The following is a 15,913-nucleotide window of genomic DNA, read 5'->3' on the forward strand; positions in this document are numbered from 1 at the left end:
CCTTCCTTTCAGATTGAACAGTCAATGTGCTGTTTGTCCAGCATCGCTTGGCAGCAAGGTCAAGACGGGCATCAACCCCAACTGGCGGCATGATCCGGTGAGAACTAATGCGGGTACAAAACCTGCCTTGTAGCGGCACCCTGCCCGTCACTGCCACACCAAGTCCTTTGCAATACAGTTTCCCGAACCCGTCTGCTGCTGAAAAGCCCGAACAGACGGCAAGAATCAGGGCAAACCGTCTCATATGCGCTCTCGCATCTTGTTCCCTACCTCGCACGCAGCTAAACCCCGCGCCAACGCCTCATCCAATCTGCAAAAAGGTGCCGTCGCCTATGATTCCCCGTTATTCCCGCCCCGACATGGTCGCCATCTGGTCGCCTGAGACCAAGTTCCGCATCTGGTACGAGATCGAGGCGCACGCGTGCGACGCCATGGCGGATCTGGGCGTGATCCCGCGCGAAAATGCGGACGCTGTCTGGAAAGCCAAGGATGTGGAATTCGATGTCGCCCGCATCGACGAGATCGAGGCCGTCACCAAGCATGACGTTATCGCCTTCCTGACCCATCTTGCAGAGCATGTCGGCAGTGAAGAGGCGCGTTTTGTGCATCAGGGCATGACCAGCTCGGACGTGCTGGACACTTGTTTCAACGTACAGCTGACCCGCGCTGCCGACATCCTGATTGCCGATTTTGAAGGGCTTCTGGCCGCGCTCAAGCGCCGCGCGATGGAACATAAGAACACGGTTCGTATCGGACGCAGCCACGGCATCCACGCCGAACCGACAACCATGGGTTTGACCTTTGCCCGCTTCTACGCCGAGATGGACCGCAACCTGTCCCGGATGCGCGATGCGCGTGCGGAAATCGCCACCGGAGCGATCAGCGGCGCGGTTGGTACCTTTGCCAATATTGATCCCGCGGTCGAGGAACATGTCTGTGACAAGCTGGGGCTGGTGCCTGAGCCGATCAGCACGCAGGTCATTCCGCGCGACCGCCATGCGGCCTTCTTTGCCACGCTGGGCGTTATCGCCAGCAGCATCGAGAACATTGCCATCGAAATCCGCCACATGCAGCGGACCGAGGTGCTGGAGGGGGCTGAGTTCTTCTCGATGGGCCAGAAAGGCTCCTCGGCGATGCCGCACAAGAAAAATCCGGTGCTAACCGAAAACCTGACCGGTCTGGCGCGCATGGTCCGCGCCGCCGTAATACCGGCGATGGAGAATGTTGCGCTCTGGCACGAACGCGATATCTCGCATTCTTCGGTCGAGCGCATGATCGGTCCGGATGCCACGATCACGCTGGATTTTGCGCTGGCACGGCTAACAGGCGTGGTCGACAAGATGCTGATCTTCCCCGAGAACATGATCGAGAACATGAACAAGTTTCCCGGCCTTGTCATGAGTCAGCGGGTTCTGTTGGCACTGACACAAGCGGGCGTAAGCCGTGAGGACGCCTATGCCATGGTACAGCGCAACGCGTTGAAGGTTTGGGAACACCGCACCGACTTCAAGGAGGAACTGTTGGCGGATGCTGATGTAACTGCCGCACTCAGCCCTGCGGAGATCGAAGAGAAATTCGACCTCGGGTATCACACCAAGCATGTCGATACGATCTTTGCGCGCGTGTTTGGAGAATAACGGACATCTTTTCAGTCTGTTAGCCGGGGGTGCTCTGCCGCGTGCAGAGCACCCCCTTGCTTTTTGCCAGATCAACGGAAATGCGGTATCCTGCATGTGCTTTTTCCATACGAGGGAAACATCATGATCCGAACAATCCTAAGCGCATTGGCACTGGTTCTTGTGGCCTCGGCCGGGCTTGCCTGCGAGCAGCATTCCAAACAGACCCAATCCTGCGCTCCCGGTACGGCGTGGGATACTGAAACAAAAAGCTGCGCGAAATCTGTCAACAGCTGACAATTTTTGTCCAGTTCGTGAATAAAAGCGTCCGTTCCCCTGTTAGCTTTTTTGTAGATCGCACTATGATTTCAATAAGAGCCCCGAGAACGGAGTAAAGAAATGCGCCTTTTGTTAGCTTCTGCCCTTGCCTTGCAAGCCTTTGCCTTCGCGCCTGCTGTCCATGCTGCAGGTGGTGACAGCAGCAGCCCGCCGAAACCGACGAATACAACCAAGAAATGCCTGTTCGGCCGTGTATATGACGAAACCCGTGGAAAATGCGTCAAACCTGACAAGTCAAACCTGACAGATGATCAGCTGTATAATGCGGTCCGCGAACTGGCCTATGACGGGCAATACGGGCACGCTCAGGACATTCTGCGCATCATGGATCAGGACGACGATCGTGTCCTGACCTATTGGGGTTTCACCTATCGCAAGATGGGCGAGCTTGGACTGGCAAATGTCTTTTATCAAAACGCGATCAATGCCAACCCAGACAATCTTATGGCGCGCAGCTACATGGCGCAGGGGTTTGTGTCCGAAGGCCGAACCGATCTGGCGATCGAGCAATGGCGCGAAATAAAGGCCCGTGGCGGAGAAGGCACCTGGGCCGAGGCGTCGCTGCGTGAAGCGATCCGAACGGGTCTGACATACAGTTATTAAGGTTCAGGGTTATTTAACCCGACTCTCTCTAATCTGCCTGTGGTTCGAAAACTTTGGCTCCACAGGCAGATGCAAAACACCAACGCATTAATTCAAACGGTTCAAGGGGCTTCGGCTCCGTTTCCCGCAGGGGGTGGCGACAGCCCGCGCCTTGTTCCCCGGACTTTAACCAGCCGTCAGAAGGCGGCCGTCGTCGTGCGCCTGTTGTTGAACGAAGGCGCCGATCTTCCGTTGGAGGAGCTTCCCGACGACCTGCAAGAAAAACTGACACATCAATTGGGGGAAATGGGTCTTGTGGATCGCGTGACCCTGGGTGCCGTGGCACAGGAGTTCAGCGAAGCCCTGAACAATGTCGGTCTGGCCTTTCCACATGGGCTTGCCGGGGCCTTGGATGCCGTCAGTGGAAAAATCACACCCGCAACAGCGGCACGTTTGCGCAAAATTGCCGGAGTTCGTCAGATCGGTGATCCCTGGCAAAGGTTGCGCGACATTCCAGCCCATGACCTTGCGGCCATGGCACAGGCGGAAAGCACCGAAGTGGCCGCTGTGATGCTATCGAAAATGGATACGGCACAGGCGGCGCAGATGCTGGGCCACATGCCGGGTCCGGTGGCGAGGCGGATCACCTACGCAATCTCGAAAACAGCAAATGTCACACCCGAAGCGGTTGAGCGTATTGGCTGGTCACTGGCTGCTCAGCTGGATCAGCGGCCTGTTCAGGCCTTCAATGACGGTCCGGGCGCGCGGGTGGGTGCAATCCTGAACCAGTCTGCGTCCGCCACGCGCGACGACCTGCTGAACGCGCTGGATGAGGACGACGCTGATTTTGCCGATCTGGTGCGCCGGTCGATCTTTACCTTCGCCCATATCTCCAGCCGGATTTCGCCCCGTGATGTTCCAGCGATATTGCGGGAAGTCGATCAGCCTGTCCTGGTCGCGGCCCTAGCTGGTGCCGCCGCGGATGATGACAAGGCATCTGTCGAGTTTCTGCTGTCGAATATCTCCTCTCGTATGGCAGAAAACCTGCGCGAGGAAATCGCGGAACGCGGGCGGGTCAAGCAATCTGAGGCCGAAGATGCCATGACCCAGATTGTTGGGGCGGTTCGTGCCCTGTCTGACGCCGGAACAATTACGCTGATTGAAAAGGAAGAAGACGAAAGCACGGGTTGAGGCAGGAACAGGCGCTCCCACAAAATCGTTGGGGCGGCCATTTCGCTTGGGTGCTTGAGGTTACGGGTACCGGGTTGTATGTCTTAGGCAACATTTCGCAACACGCGGTGAGACACCTCCATGCCCGTCGAAAAGTCGGAGCTCAGCCGGTTTGAGCTTGGAAAATACTATGTCGCCAATCTGTTCCTGCAGGGAATCATCAGCGCTATGCGCCTGCTTCCTTATGAAAGGCGCATAGAGACCATGGGTGCAATCATGAAAACCCTTGCACCCGTCGTTGGATTTCGCACCCGCGTCCGCCGGAATCTAAAGCTCACCTGCCCTGAATTGTCTGACGTCGAGATCACAAAGATCTATCGTGACGTGTCGGATAATGCCGGTCGGGCAATAATGGAGCATTTCTCACCCGAAGGTTTTATCGAACGTCAGGTGAACGCCAAGATATCCGGGCCCGGTATTGCTGCATTTGACGCCGCGATCGCCGAAGGGCGCCCGGTGATGATGATCACGGCGCATTTCGGTCACTATCTGGCCGCACGCGTCGCCCTGCAGAAACACAGCGGCAAACCGATAGGATGCCTTTACCGGCGGATGGCCAATCCTTATTTCAACGACGCCTATGTCGAAGCTTTTTACAAAACCGGCGCGCCGATGTTCGAACAGGGGCGGCGCGGTATGGTCGAAATGGTCCGGTCACTCAAGAACGGTGGAATAATCGCTATCGTATCCGACCTGCATGCGTTGGGGGGCGAAGAGCTGACATTCTTTGGCAAGCCTGCCGTGACATCCGTGTTGAACGCAGAACTGGCCATCAAGTACAAGGCCGTACTTATACCGTGCTATGCCGTGCGCCAGCCTAATGGCATCGACTTTGAAATCATCCTGCATGATCCCGTTCCGCACACGGACCCAAAGACGATGACTCAGTTCACCAATGACGATCTGGAACAGATCGTGCGGCAGCATATGGGACAGTGGTTCTGGATCCATCGGCGCTGGAAAAGCTGGAACGGGCTTGGCGTCCAACCGGACAACCTGCCCTGATCACTTGGCCCATGTCGCGGCAACAATCGGCCCGTGACCGGCCCTTTGCACAAGCACGACGGCTGGCAAGTCTAGTTCCAGCTGCGCCGAGTAAGTCTGCGATGTTTGCCCATCCCACTGGCCCGCAATCTGCCAGGTTTCGACAACATTGGCATAATCCAACTCCCGCCCGGCTAACTCTCCACGACGGATCGAGGCATGGCGCAGGGGCGAATACTGAACGATACGCACGTCATAGGTCTCACCTTCGGGCAATTCCACAGGTGTCACACTCACGGTCACTTCGTCTGCGTCTCGGGTCGCGGTCACCGCTGCCTCGGGGGCGGCCGTTAGATGCGCATCAATCAGACGGTCGAGCTCCTGAGCCTGAGCGCCGACGATATCGTGCTGACCATTTATGATCATCTGGGGCGTATAGATCATGGATTTTCCGTTTTCGCGGGCATAAGCCCGTTGCCGGAACGTGTGATCAGGATCGGCATATTCGTCCTTCCAGCCGATGTAATCCCAATAGTCGACATGCAGTGCCAGCCCGATGACATCGTCGCGTTTCGCCAGCTCATGCATGATCCGGTCCGCCGGCGGGCAAGATGAACACCCCTGTGAGGTGAACAGCTCAACCACCACAGGATCCTCACCGGACATGGATTGGGTGGCGAACAGGCAGGATACGAGGGCGGTCAAAGCAGCGGATTTGAACATAAAAACTCTCGGATTGAACGGGTGTTCTCTGGGATAGCCGTTTTGCCGCTCAACCGCCAATCAACGTTTCTTGAGGGCGGCTTCTGCAATTCGCCGCCTAAATGTGTGCAATGGTATACAAAATTGCAAATCCAGTGCTATTGAACCTTGAACCAACGGCTTGGGTGATGCAGATAACACTCAGCGATGCCCGAAATCCAAGCCATTTGAGAAGGGAGGCCACCAGATGCCCATTAAAGTCGGACAGGATACCGCCAAGACACGCCGCAGCCTGAACGTGAATGGCAAATCCATTTCCTACTATTCGATCCCCGCCGCGCAGCAGGCCGGTTTGGGTGATTTCTCCAACCTTCCTGCCGCGTTGAAAGTCGTGCTGGAAAACATGCTCCGATTTGAAGACAGCGGCTTTTCGGTCTCGGTCGATGACATTAAGGCATTTGCCGAATGGGGTGCCAATGGCGGCAAGAACCCGCGCGAGATTGCATACCGCCCTGCCCGCGTGCTGATGCAGGACTTCACCGGTGTTCCCGCGGTGGTCGATCTGGCCGCCATGCGCGACGGAATCAAAGGCCTGGGCGGTGACGCACAGAAGATCAACCCGCTGAACCCGGTCGATCTGGTTATCGACCACTCGGTCATGATCGACGAGTTCGGGAACCCGCGTGCGTTCCAGATGAACGTCGACCGCGAATACGAGCGCAACATGGAGCGCTATCAGTTCCTGAAATGGGGTCAGAACGCGTTCAACAATTTCCGCGTAGTGCCTCCCGGCACCGGTATCTGCCATCAGGTGAACCTGGAATATCTGGCGCAGACAGTCTGGACGGACACCGATCAGAACGGCGAAGAAGTTGCCTATCCCGACACGCTGGTTGGCACCGACAGCCACACCACCATGGTCAACGGCATGGCCGTTTTGGGGTGGGGCGTTGGCGGAATCGAGGCGGAGGCTGCAATGCTGGGTCAGCCGATCTCGATGCTGATCCCTGAGGTGATCGGTTTTGAGTTGACCGGCTCGATGGTCGAAGGCACCACCGGTACGGACCTTGTTCTGAAGGTTGTCGAATTGTTGCGCGCCAAGGGCGTGGTGGGCAAGTTCGTCGAGTTCTATGGCGAGGGGCTGGACCGCCTGCCGCTGGCTGACCGTGCAACCATTGCCAACATGGCGCCGGAATACGGCGCAACATGCGGCTTCTTCCCGATCGACGGCGAAACCCTTCGCTACATGCGCAACACCGGCCGCGACGAAGACCGCATCACGCTGGTCGAAGCCTACGCCAAGGAAAACGGGTTCTGGAGAGGCCCGGATTATGCACCGATCTACACCGACACTCTGTCGCTGGACATGGGCACAATCGTTCCAGCAATTTCAGGCCCGAAACGCCCGCAGGACTACGTCGCGCTGACCAACGCCAAGGCCGCTTTCACCAAGGAAATGAAAGAGACCTTCAAGCGCCCGATGGGCAAGGAAGTCGCGGTCAAGGGCGAAGACTACACCATGGAGTCGGGCAAGGTTGTAATTGCTTCGATCACCTCCTGCACCAACACGTCGAACCCTTACGTGATGATCGGTGCAGGCCTTGTGGCCCGCAAAGCCGCAGCGCTGGGTCTGAACCGCAAGCCTTGGGTCAAAACCTCGCTGGCGCCCGGTTCGCAGGTTGTATCGGCCTATCTTGAGGCCGCTGGACTGCAAGAAGATCTGGACAAGGTCGGTTTCAACCTTGTTGGGTACGGCTGCACCACCTGCATCGGCAACTCGGGCCCGATCCAGAAAGAAATCTCTGAAGCCATTTCCGAGGGCGATCTGGTCGCCACGTCGGTTCTGTCCGGCAACCGTAATTTCGAAGGCCGTATCTCACCGGATGTCCGCGCCAACTATCTGGCTTCGCCGCCGTTGGTTGTTGTCTATGCGCTGGCAGGTACGCTCGACATCGATCTGACGTCCGAACCTATCGGTCAGGACAAGAACGGCAACAACGTCTTCATGAAGGACATTTGGCCGACCCAAAGCGAAATCGCGGAACTGGTTGAAGCGACCGTAACCCGCGAAGCGTTCCAGTCGAAATATGCGGACGTCTTCAAGGGGGATGAGAAATGGCAAAGCGTAGAGGTTCCGCAACAGGAAACCTATGACTGGCCGCCAACGTCGACCTACATCCAGAACCCGCCCTATTTCCAGGGTATGGGGGCGGAACCGGGCACGATCTCGAATATCGAAGGCGCCAAAGTTCTGGCCATTCTGGGCGACATGGTGACCACCGACCATATCTCACCCGCGGGGTCATTCGCGGCAACGACGCCGGCGGGCAAATACCTGACCGACCGTCAGGTTCAACCGCGCGAATTCAACTCTTACGGCTCGCGACGGGGCAACCACGAAGTCATGATGCGTGGCACCTTTGCCAATATCCGCATCAAGAACGAGATGTTGGACGGAGTTGAGGGAGGCTATACCAAAGGTCCGGATGGCGAACAGACATCGATCTACGACGCCTCGATGGCCTATCAGGCCAATGGCACCCCGCTGGTCGTGTTTGGTGGCGAACAATACGGCGCGGGCTCAAGCCGTGACTGGGCGGCCAAGGGCACCGCACTGCTGGGTGTCAAAGCCGTGATTGCGGAAAGCTTTGAGCGGATCCACCGGTCTAATCTGGTTGGCATGGGCGTTATCCCGTTCGAATTCACCGGTGGAGATACCCGCATAACCCTGGGTCTGAAGGGGAACGAAACCGTCTCGATCCACGGTCTGGATACGGTCGAGCCGTTGCAGATCGTGCCCTGCACCATCACCTATGCAGATGGGGCTGAGACGACCATCCAGTTGAAATGCCGGATCGATACCGCGCCTGAGATCGAATACATCGAAAACGGCGGCGTGCTGCATTACGTGCTGAGAAATCTGGCGAAGGCTGGCTGACGAACGCAGCGGATAAGAAAGTTTTGAGGGCGCCTTCGGGCGTCCTTTCTTTTGCAAGGCTCTGCCTCGCGCTCCGAAGTTTTATTCAGCAGAAGAAGTTGGATATACGCGGCACTCTGAAAACAGGAGGTGGTTATGGAAAAGGTGGCGTTGGTAACAGGCGGGGCGCGGGGTATTGGACACGCCATCGTAGAGGAGTTGAGCCGCGACCATAGGGTGGCGTTCACTTGGTTGTCCACCAACCCTCCGGCGAGGCTATTGCGGGGGGAAGCTTTGGCGATCCGTTCGGATCTGACGGCTCCTGATCAACCTGCGGCGGTGATTGCGCAAGTGATGGAGCGGTTTGGACGACTTGATGTGATCGTGAACAATGCTGGGTTGGTTCGATCGACGCCAAAAGAGGAGTTCCAAGCGGAGGAGCATCGCGCCATTCTGGATATGAATCTGCTAGCCCCCGCTGCTTTGCTGGCTGCAGCTTTGCCACATTTGGAACGGGGCGCCGCCATTGTCAGTATCTCGTCGATGAATGCAGTGTTGCCGCCCCGTGATGCTGTCACTTATGGTGCCAGCAAGGCGGCTCTGAACCTGTGGACCCGTGCCATGGCCAAAGAGTTGGGGCCAAACGGGATACGCGTCAATGCTGTGGCCCCCGGTGCGATCAACATTCCTGAAGCGCCTCGTTCGGAAGAACTGACAGAACTTTTCGTGAAGGATACTGCGTTGGGCCGGGCCGGACGGCCCGAGGATATAGCCAAAGTGATCAGGTTTCTGGCGTCGGACGCGGCCTCGTTCATCACAGGTGAAGTTTTGTCCGTAACGGGAGGCTATCGTTTATGAACCGCCCGCAGCTTTCTCAAGCGCAGGCCGGATGGTGCTTGCAATGACACGCTGCGTAATCGGGCCAGCAAAGCGCAGAATGATCGTTCCGTCACCGTCGATCACGTAGGTCTCGGGAACGCCGTACAGACCCCAGTCAATCGCCATTCGGCCCTGTTCGTCGCGGCCCATGGCGGTGTACGGATCACCAAGGTCATCCAGGAAAGCCTCGGCATTGCTCAGCTTGTCTTTGTAGTTGATGCCGTAAACCGGGATGCCTTCAGCCGCCAGAGCCTCGAGGTTGGGGTGCTCGGCGCGGCATGGCGCGCACCAACTGGCCCAATAGTTGACCAGCTTGACCTCTCCGTTGCGCAGCGTTTCATCGTCGAAAAGGGTCTTTCCCGGAAACTCGGTGAGAACCACGGGCGGCGCCGGTTGCCCTTCGCGGGCCGAGGGCAAGGCGTTGGGATCTTCGCGAAACATGCCGATGCCTGCGAGAACCGCGAATGCGCCAAAAATCAGAGGCGGCGCAATCATCAGGGGCGAGATTTTAGCCATTGCGCGACATCCTCTGTTCGACCTTCTCCATTTCCGCACGCACCTTGCGCCCGCGCATCACGCTGAACGCAACCAGTGCCACGATAAGGGCAATGGAAACGGCATAAGACGACAAAACGGCGTCTGCATATTTTCCAAGATCGGGGATCATCCGCCTACCCTTTCCCGTGCCTGTAGCGCCTTGATACGACGGGCGCGAATTTCCGTTCCGGTGCGGTACAACACCAAGGCGATGAACAGCAGAACAAATCCGATGATGCAGGCCAGCAGGGGGTAGAAAAAGACATTGCTGACCTTCTCTTCCGTATCCGCCCCGGTAACGGCCCCCGCCCGCATGACCGATGCGCCCTGATGCAGGCCCTGATTCCAGAAATTCACCGCATACCGGCTGAGGATCGCAAAGACCGACCCCACCAGACACAGAACCGAGGTCAGGTCGGCTGCGGTATCCGGATCTTCGATAGCTTCCCACAAGGCGACATAGCCAAGGTAGAACAGAAACAGGATCAGGAACGATGTCAGGCGCGGATCCCAGGCCCACCATGTGCCCCACATGGGCTGTCCCCAGATGGCCCCCGTCAGCAGCGCTATCAGGGTCATTACGATCCCGATCGGTGCAGCAGCGCGTGCCGCAAGCGCGCTGACATGGTGGCGACGCACCAGCCAAACCAATGAGGTGGCAAGCATCATCAGCCAGCAATTGATCGCCATCAGGGCCGCCGGAACATGCAGATAGATGATCTTGACGGTCGACCCCTGCTTGTAGTCGTCCGGTGTAAAGAAAAAGCCCCATGTCAGACCGACAACGATGCAGATGGTCGAGACAATCCAGAAAAACGGCAGGACCCGTTCGCTGGTTTCAAGAAACTTGCGAGGGTTGGCATATTCCCAGAGGGCGTTGGCTTTGGCTGCGATTGACATGGGCCCTATCTAGTCCGAGTTGGGGTGGTTCTCAATTGACATCCATCAAACTTGTCGCGGTTCACCGCAGATTGATACGTAGCACGGCAGCGCTGGCAAAGGGCAACAATGCAATGGTCGCCGCCGTGATCCCGGCCAGCATCAGCAGTGGTGTCTGCACCTCCATCCCTGTTGCTCCACGCCGGGCAACTTCGGCCCCGAATATCAGGGTGGGGACGTAAAGCGGCAACACAAGAAGCGACAGCAATAGCCCGCCACGTTTCAGACCAACGGTCAGCGCAGCACCAAATGTCCCGATGACGCTCATGGCCGGGGTACCTATCAACAGCGAGTTGACCAGCCAGAAGAACCCCGGCACCGGCAGGTTCAGAAGTACGCCCAGAAACGGCGCGGCCAGAACCAGCGGCAAACCAGTGGTCAGCCAATGGGCCAGCGCCTTGACTGTGACAACCGATTCAAGCGGCAGCGGTGCCGTGGCCAGCAGATCGAGCGAGCCGTCTTCCCAGTCCAGTGCCAGCAGGCGGTCAAGCGACAGAAGGCAAGCCAGCAAGGCCCCCAGCCAGAGCACACCGGGCGCAATCGTGGACAGCAGCGAGGATTGCGGCCCCACCGCAAATGGCACCATCACAGTCACGATCAGGAAAAAGGCCAGACCCAGCCCAAACCCGCCGCCCGCGCGGAAAGCCAGTTTCAGGTCGCGCAGCAACAGGGCGATCACAGGAAACCTCCGTCGAAATCGTCGATGGGTTTGGGTTTGGCCTTGTTCGGACCGACGTCCAGAACCTCGCCATCTAGGCCAAGGTCGATATGGGTGGCGATCAGGGCTGACCCACCCTGCCCCAGATGTGCCCGCACAGCGTCGGCAAACATTTGCACAGCGTTTCTGTCCAGCGAGACGGTCGGCTCGTCCAGCATCCAGATCGGCCGCCCTGTGACCAGCATCCGCGCCAGCCCCAGACGCCGTTTCTGACCTGCCGACAGGTTGCCGGCGTGACGGTCGGCGAGTTCGTTCAGGTCAAATGCGTCCAGCGCCGGCTGGATGTCATATGTGCCAAAGACCGAGGCCCAGAATGTCAGGTTTTCCGTCACTGACAGCGTCGGTTTGAGCCCGTCTGAATGGGACGCGTAGGCGATCTGGTCATCGGCCCCTTCGATCTTGCCTTCCAGCGGAGGCTGCAAGCCAGCCAACGTACGCAGTAGGGTCGTTTTGCCAATACCATTCGGGCCGCGCAGGATCAGAGCTTTGCCCGGCGGCAGCTGAAAGCTGAGGCCCTCAAGGACGGGAACACCGCCACGGGTGATCGACAGATCTGTTACAGTCAAAGTCATGAGACCCGCTTAACGGATTGTCAGCAGGGGCAAAAGGCGAGATTTGCCGCAGGATGCCAGCGCACCACCGCTGCCTCATGTCGGAGTGAGGGGCCAGCCCCTCACACTCCCCGGGATATTTTCGGCCAGATGAAGAGGATCCCGTCAGACAGGGATCAGCGCGAGTGCAATACGACGGCCTTCAGCGAGCAGCACGTTGTAGGTGCGACAGGCGGCAGGGGAGTTCATGATTTCGACACCAAGTCCGGCATTCTCCAGCTCAACCCTCAGGGATTGAGGGATGTGGGCCATGTCCGCGCCCGTACCGATGAGCAGGACGTCGATCCTGCCCACCAATTCCAGAAGGGGGTGTCGGTCGTCAAAACCGCCCCACTCTGCAGGGCCTGCCGGGCCTGTCAGGATAGCGCCGTGGAAGACATCACCGCCAATTCGGAAAAAACCGGGGCCATAACCGTCTACGGGTTTGGCATCTGTAAAAGTAATCTGATTCAGACGCATGATGTCCCTTCTTCAATCCAGAAGCGGCAGCCCGGAAATGACGGCGATCAGGATGACCGAATAGGCCGCAAGGCGGTAGATCCGTTCGAGTCTCGGGTCGAACAGTGCTTTGCCGATAAGCGTAGTGATCAGATAAGGCACGCACAGCAGCAGGACAATCCACAGGATCGACAAATCTGCGGCACCGCTGATGAGGATGTTGAAAACGATGACAACGTCCAGCAATGCCAGAAATATGATGGTGTTGGCGCGAATCTTGCGCACGTCGGTGGAACTGGCCAGATAGAACACGATGACAACCGGACCGGTCAGCCCGGTCATGCCGCCGATAATGCCTGCGCTGCCGCCGATGGCGAGACGTCCGGGTAGTCCCAGTTTCCCCTCCCATCGCCAGCCGGTAACCACGGCCAGCAGGGTCAGACCGGTGATGCCACAGACAACCCAGCGCAACGCAACCGAGTCCACCTGCACCATGATCCACAGCCCCAGCGGCACGGTTACGGTTGCAGCAAAGCCCAGAGTGCTGATTTCGACCTTGTCGCAATCCCGCCACGCCTGAGGCGCCAAGGCAAATGTTGATGCGATTCCGGTGGCGGCCATCAGAAAGACCACATCTGCAATAGGCAGGAACTGGGTCGCCACCGGCACAAAGATCATCGCGGTGCCAAAACCTGTGAAGCCGCGGACAAGTCCCGCGGCTCCGATAGTCAGGATCAGCCAAGTGAGGCCCGGCAGGGCCAGGGCCTGTTGCAGGGCCTCAGGCATCAATATTGGCAAACTGGTTGCCCGCCGTGTTCGACGGTTTGGACCAGTCGCGCTTGACCCCCAGCCAAAGCAGGATGGTCGAAGCCACGAAGACCGACGAATAGGTCCCGACGACGACACCCCAGATCATCGCGAAGACGAATCCGCGGATGACGTCCCCGCCCAGCAGATAAAGCGAGATCAGCGCCAGCAAAGTTGTGACCGAGGTCATCACCGTCCGGCTCAGGGTTTCGTTGATCGATAAGTTCAGAACCTCTTTCAGATCTTTCTGTTTATATTTCCGCAGGTTCTCGCGCACCCGGTCGAAGACGACCACGGTGTCGTTCAGCGAATAGCCGACGATGGTCAACAACGCCGCGATGATCGCCAGATCAAAGCGGATTTGCAGTTCCGAGAAGATGCCAATGGTCAGGATCACGTCGTGCACCAATGCGGCAACCGCCCCAAGTGCAAACTGCCATTCAAAACGCAGCCAGATGTAGACAAGAACGGCACCGATGGCCAAGACAACCGCGATAACGGCCGTCTGAATCAGCTCACCCGACACTTTTGGACCAACGGATTCGACACTTTCAAACGGCAGTTTGAGTCCGGGGTCTGCGGCAGCCAGCGCTTCGCCGACCTGGGTGATCACGTCTGCTGTGACCGCTTCGGCGTCTTCCTGAGCCTGAATACGGATCATTGCGACATTTTCATCGGGACCGAAGCTTGGATCAAAAATCTCGGTGATGGTGACGTCACCCAGTTGCAGCGGAGACAAAGCATCGCGGTAAACACCCACGTCGATTTCTTGTGCGCTTTGGGTCCGAATCGTGGTTCCACCGCGGAAATCGATGCCGAAGTTCAGCCCCTGCAGCAGAAATGAGGAGAACGCAATCACCATCATCAGGCCGGAGATTCCAAGCCAGATTTTCCAGCGATTGAAAAAGTCGAACGAGGTGCTTTGGGGTACGAGTTTCAGTCTCATGTCAAACCTCGATCGTTTTTGGTCGGCGGCGTTCGAACCACATGACAACCATCAGGCGCGTCACGAAGATCGCGGTGAAGACCGATGTCAGGATACCCAGGCCCAGAGTGATCGCGAACCCGCGCACAGGGCCGCTGCCCATGGCAAACAGGATAACGGCGGTAATGAAGGTGGTTATGTTGGCATCCAGAATAGCCGACAGCGCCTTTTCATAACCCAGATCGATGGCGCGGGCTGGACCTCTGGCGGATTTCAGTTCTTCGCGGATGCGTTCAAAGATCAGTACGTTGGCATCCACCGCCATACCGACCGTCAGAACGATCCCTGCAATCCCCGGCAGAGTCAGGGTTGCGCCGATCAGGGACAGCAAACCGAACAACAGGCCCACGTTTATGATCAGCGCGATGTTGGCGAAGACACCGAACAGGCCATAGCTGAGCGCCATGAATACCAGCACGGCGACAAAGGCCACGATTGTGGCAACTTTGCCTGCGTCGATACTATCTTGCCCCAGTTCGGGCCCGATGGTGCGTTCTTCCAGGAATTCCAGCCCTGCAGGCAAAGCACCTGCACGCAACAGGACGGCCAGATTGGTGCTTTCCTCAACGGTGAAATTACCGGTGATGATACCCGATCCGCCTGGGATATGGCTTTGGATCACGGGGGCCGAGATCACTTCGTCATCCAGAACGATTGCAAAGGGTGCGCCGATATTGTCACGGGTATAATCCCCGAACTTGCGTGCCCCGGATGTGTTGAATCGGAAGCTGACCGCAGGGCGGCCGTTCTGATCGAAGGATGGCTGCGCGTCGACCAGTTCCTCTCCTGTCACGACTGGAGCGGATTCGATGGTGTAATAAACGCCGTTTTCGTCAATCGACGGCACGATTTTTTCGCCGACGCCTGCAACGGCATCCGGATCGGTTCTGCGCCCGACAACCGGGTTGAAGGTCAACTGTGCTGTTGTTCCGATAATTTCCTTCAGTTCACCCGCACTGCCGATACCCGGCACCTGAATTAAGATACGATCCGTCCCCTGACGCTGAATTGTGGGCTCACGTGTACCGACTTCGTCGATCCGGCGGCGGATGATTTCCAACGCCTGACGCACCGTGCGGTCATCCGAGGCCAGTTTTTCTGCTTCGGACAGTTGAACAACAATTGTGTCACCATCCGCGCGGGCTTCGATATCTGTGGCTCCTACACCTGTCAGGGTCTGCACTTGCCGGGCCAGACCGCGGACAACCTCCAATGCCTGTGGCATTCCTTCGGGCTGGCTAATGCGCACGCGAATCTCATCCGCAGCCGAGTCCTGACGGCGGATGGTTCCCACCGTGGCACGTTCATCGCGCAGGGCGTCGCGGATTTCCGGCCACATCGCCTCCATCCGGGAGCCGTAGACGTCTTGTACTTGTACTTCGGCCAGCAAATGCGCGCCGCCGCGCAGGTCGAGGCCAAGATTGACCAGGGATGACGGCAACCAACTCGGCCATTGCGCGGCTTCAGCCTGCATCTGGGGTGTGTCGTTGCCCAACTCGATCGCGGCCTTGGCGTCGTTGGATTGTTCGACCCGCGTGTAAAATGCGTTTGGCAGGGCCATGAGCAGGCCGGTCACGCAGACCAGCCAGATCAGAACCCGCTTCCAGGTATCAAATTGCAGCATTACCC

At 57.9% G+C, this 15,913-nt stretch carries 17 protein-coding genes; 7 read left to right on the forward strand and 10 right to left on the reverse strand.

Annotated features, from left to right (window positions below; genetic code table 11):
* Positions 1–332 precede the first annotated feature (332 nt).
* The 5 genes from purB (at position 333) to ACR0BK_RS03725 (ending at position 4,772) form a co-directional block, all read left to right on the forward strand.
* Entirely contained in the window at positions 333–1,637 is a 1,305-nt protein-coding gene (gene purB, locus ACR0BK_RS03705) for an adenylosuccinate lyase (protein ID WP_480553795.1), read from the forward strand.
* A gap of 123 nt (positions 1,638–1,760) precedes the next feature.
* Positions 1,761–1,913, forward strand: a complete 153-nt coding sequence (locus ACR0BK_RS03710; protein ID WP_480517497.1) for a hypothetical protein — start codon at positions 1,761–1,763, stop codon at positions 1,911–1,913.
* A gap of 102 nt (positions 1,914–2,015) precedes the next feature.
* The gene (locus ACR0BK_RS03715) at positions 2,016–2,558 is read left to right on the forward strand and encodes a tetratricopeptide repeat protein (RefSeq protein ID WP_480517499.1); all 543 of its coding nucleotides are present in this window, start codon (positions 2,016–2,018) and stop codon (positions 2,556–2,558) included.
* A gap of 69 nt (positions 2,559–2,627) precedes the next feature.
* Entirely contained in the window at positions 2,628–3,728 is a 1,101-nt protein-coding gene (locus ACR0BK_RS03720; protein ID WP_480553796.1) for a flagellar motor switch protein FliG, read from the forward strand.
* 120 nt (positions 3,729–3,848) lie between these two features.
* A complete protein-coding gene (locus ACR0BK_RS03725; protein ID WP_480517503.1) occupies positions 3,849–4,772 on the forward strand; it encodes a lysophospholipid acyltransferase family protein in 924 nt (307 codons plus the stop codon).
* Here ACR0BK_RS03725 and ACR0BK_RS03730 read toward each other — a convergent pair whose 3' ends face one another.
* Positions 4,773–5,474 carry a DUF1223 domain-containing protein gene (locus tag ACR0BK_RS03730; protein WP_480553797.1) on the reverse strand — a complete coding sequence of 234 codons (702 nt, stop codon included), beginning with the start codon at positions 5,472–5,474 and terminating at the stop codon, positions 4,773–4,775. It abuts the gene before it with no gap.
* Between the two features lie 226 nt (positions 5,475–5,700).
* Here ACR0BK_RS03730 and acnA point away from each other — a divergent pair, with 226 nt between their 5' ends.
* On the forward strand, positions 5,701–8,391 hold the full coding sequence (acnA, locus tag ACR0BK_RS03735) for an aconitate hydratase AcnA (protein ID WP_480553798.1): 2,691 nt from the start codon (positions 5,701–5,703) through the stop codon (positions 8,389–8,391).
* Positions 8,392–8,526: 135 nt separating this feature from the next.
* Complete coding sequence (locus tag ACR0BK_RS03740) at positions 8,527–9,228, forward strand: SDR family NAD(P)-dependent oxidoreductase (RefSeq protein WP_480517509.1); 702 nt, start codon at positions 8,527–8,529, stop codon at positions 9,226–9,228.
* On the opposite strand, the gene ACR0BK_RS03745 is transcribed toward ACR0BK_RS03740, so the two are convergent.
* From ACR0BK_RS03745 to secD, 9 genes are all read right to left on the reverse strand, one after another.
* Positions 9,223–9,765, reverse strand: a complete 543-nt coding sequence (locus ACR0BK_RS03745; RefSeq protein ID WP_480492951.1) for a DsbE family thiol:disulfide interchange protein — start codon at positions 9,763–9,765, stop codon at positions 9,223–9,225. The genes ACR0BK_RS03740 and ACR0BK_RS03745 overlap by 6 nt on opposite strands.
* Positions 9,758–9,916: a heme exporter protein CcmD gene (ccmD, locus tag ACR0BK_RS03750; protein WP_209503508.1), complete on the reverse strand. Its 159-nt coding sequence runs from the start codon at positions 9,914–9,916 to the stop codon at positions 9,758–9,760. Before ccmD ends, ACR0BK_RS03745 begins: the two co-directional genes overlap by 8 nt.
* Positions 9,913–10,686, reverse strand: a complete 774-nt coding sequence (locus ACR0BK_RS03755; protein WP_480473412.1) for a heme ABC transporter permease — start codon at positions 10,684–10,686, stop codon at positions 9,913–9,915. Before ACR0BK_RS03755 ends, ccmD begins: the two co-directional genes overlap by 4 nt.
* Before the next feature lie 61 nt (positions 10,687–10,747).
* A complete protein-coding gene (gene ccmB / locus ACR0BK_RS03760; RefSeq protein WP_480553799.1) occupies positions 10,748–11,404 on the reverse strand; it encodes a heme exporter protein CcmB in 657 nt (218 codons plus the stop codon).
* The gene (gene ccmA, locus ACR0BK_RS03765; protein WP_480517511.1) at positions 11,401–12,015 is read right to left on the reverse strand and encodes a heme ABC exporter ATP-binding protein CcmA; all 615 of its coding nucleotides are present in this window, start codon (positions 12,013–12,015) and stop codon (positions 11,401–11,403) included. Before ccmA ends, ccmB begins: the two co-directional genes overlap by 4 nt.
* A gap of 144 nt (positions 12,016–12,159) precedes the next feature.
* On the reverse strand, positions 12,160–12,513 hold the full coding sequence (locus ACR0BK_RS03770; RefSeq protein ID WP_480517513.1) for an Mth938-like domain-containing protein: 354 nt from the start codon (positions 12,511–12,513) through the stop codon (positions 12,160–12,162).
* 12 nt (positions 12,514–12,525) lie between these two features.
* Positions 12,526–13,278, reverse strand: a complete 753-nt coding sequence (locus tag ACR0BK_RS03775) for a sulfite exporter TauE/SafE family protein (protein WP_480553800.1) — start codon at positions 13,276–13,278, stop codon at positions 12,526–12,528.
* Positions 13,271–14,245 (reverse strand): protein translocase subunit SecF, encoded by a 975-nt coding sequence (gene secF / locus ACR0BK_RS03780; RefSeq protein WP_480473417.1) that lies wholly within the window; start codon positions 14,243–14,245, stop codon positions 13,271–13,273. The genes ACR0BK_RS03775 and secF overlap by 8 nt, the downstream gene beginning before the upstream one ends.
* 1 nt (position 14,246) lies before the next feature.
* Positions 14,247–15,908, reverse strand: a complete 1,662-nt coding sequence (gene secD, locus ACR0BK_RS03785; RefSeq protein WP_480553801.1) for a protein translocase subunit SecD — start codon at positions 15,906–15,908, stop codon at positions 14,247–14,249.
* Positions 15,909–15,913: the final 5 nt, after the last annotated feature.

This window comes from Ruegeria sp. AF1 (assembly GCF_056542125.1).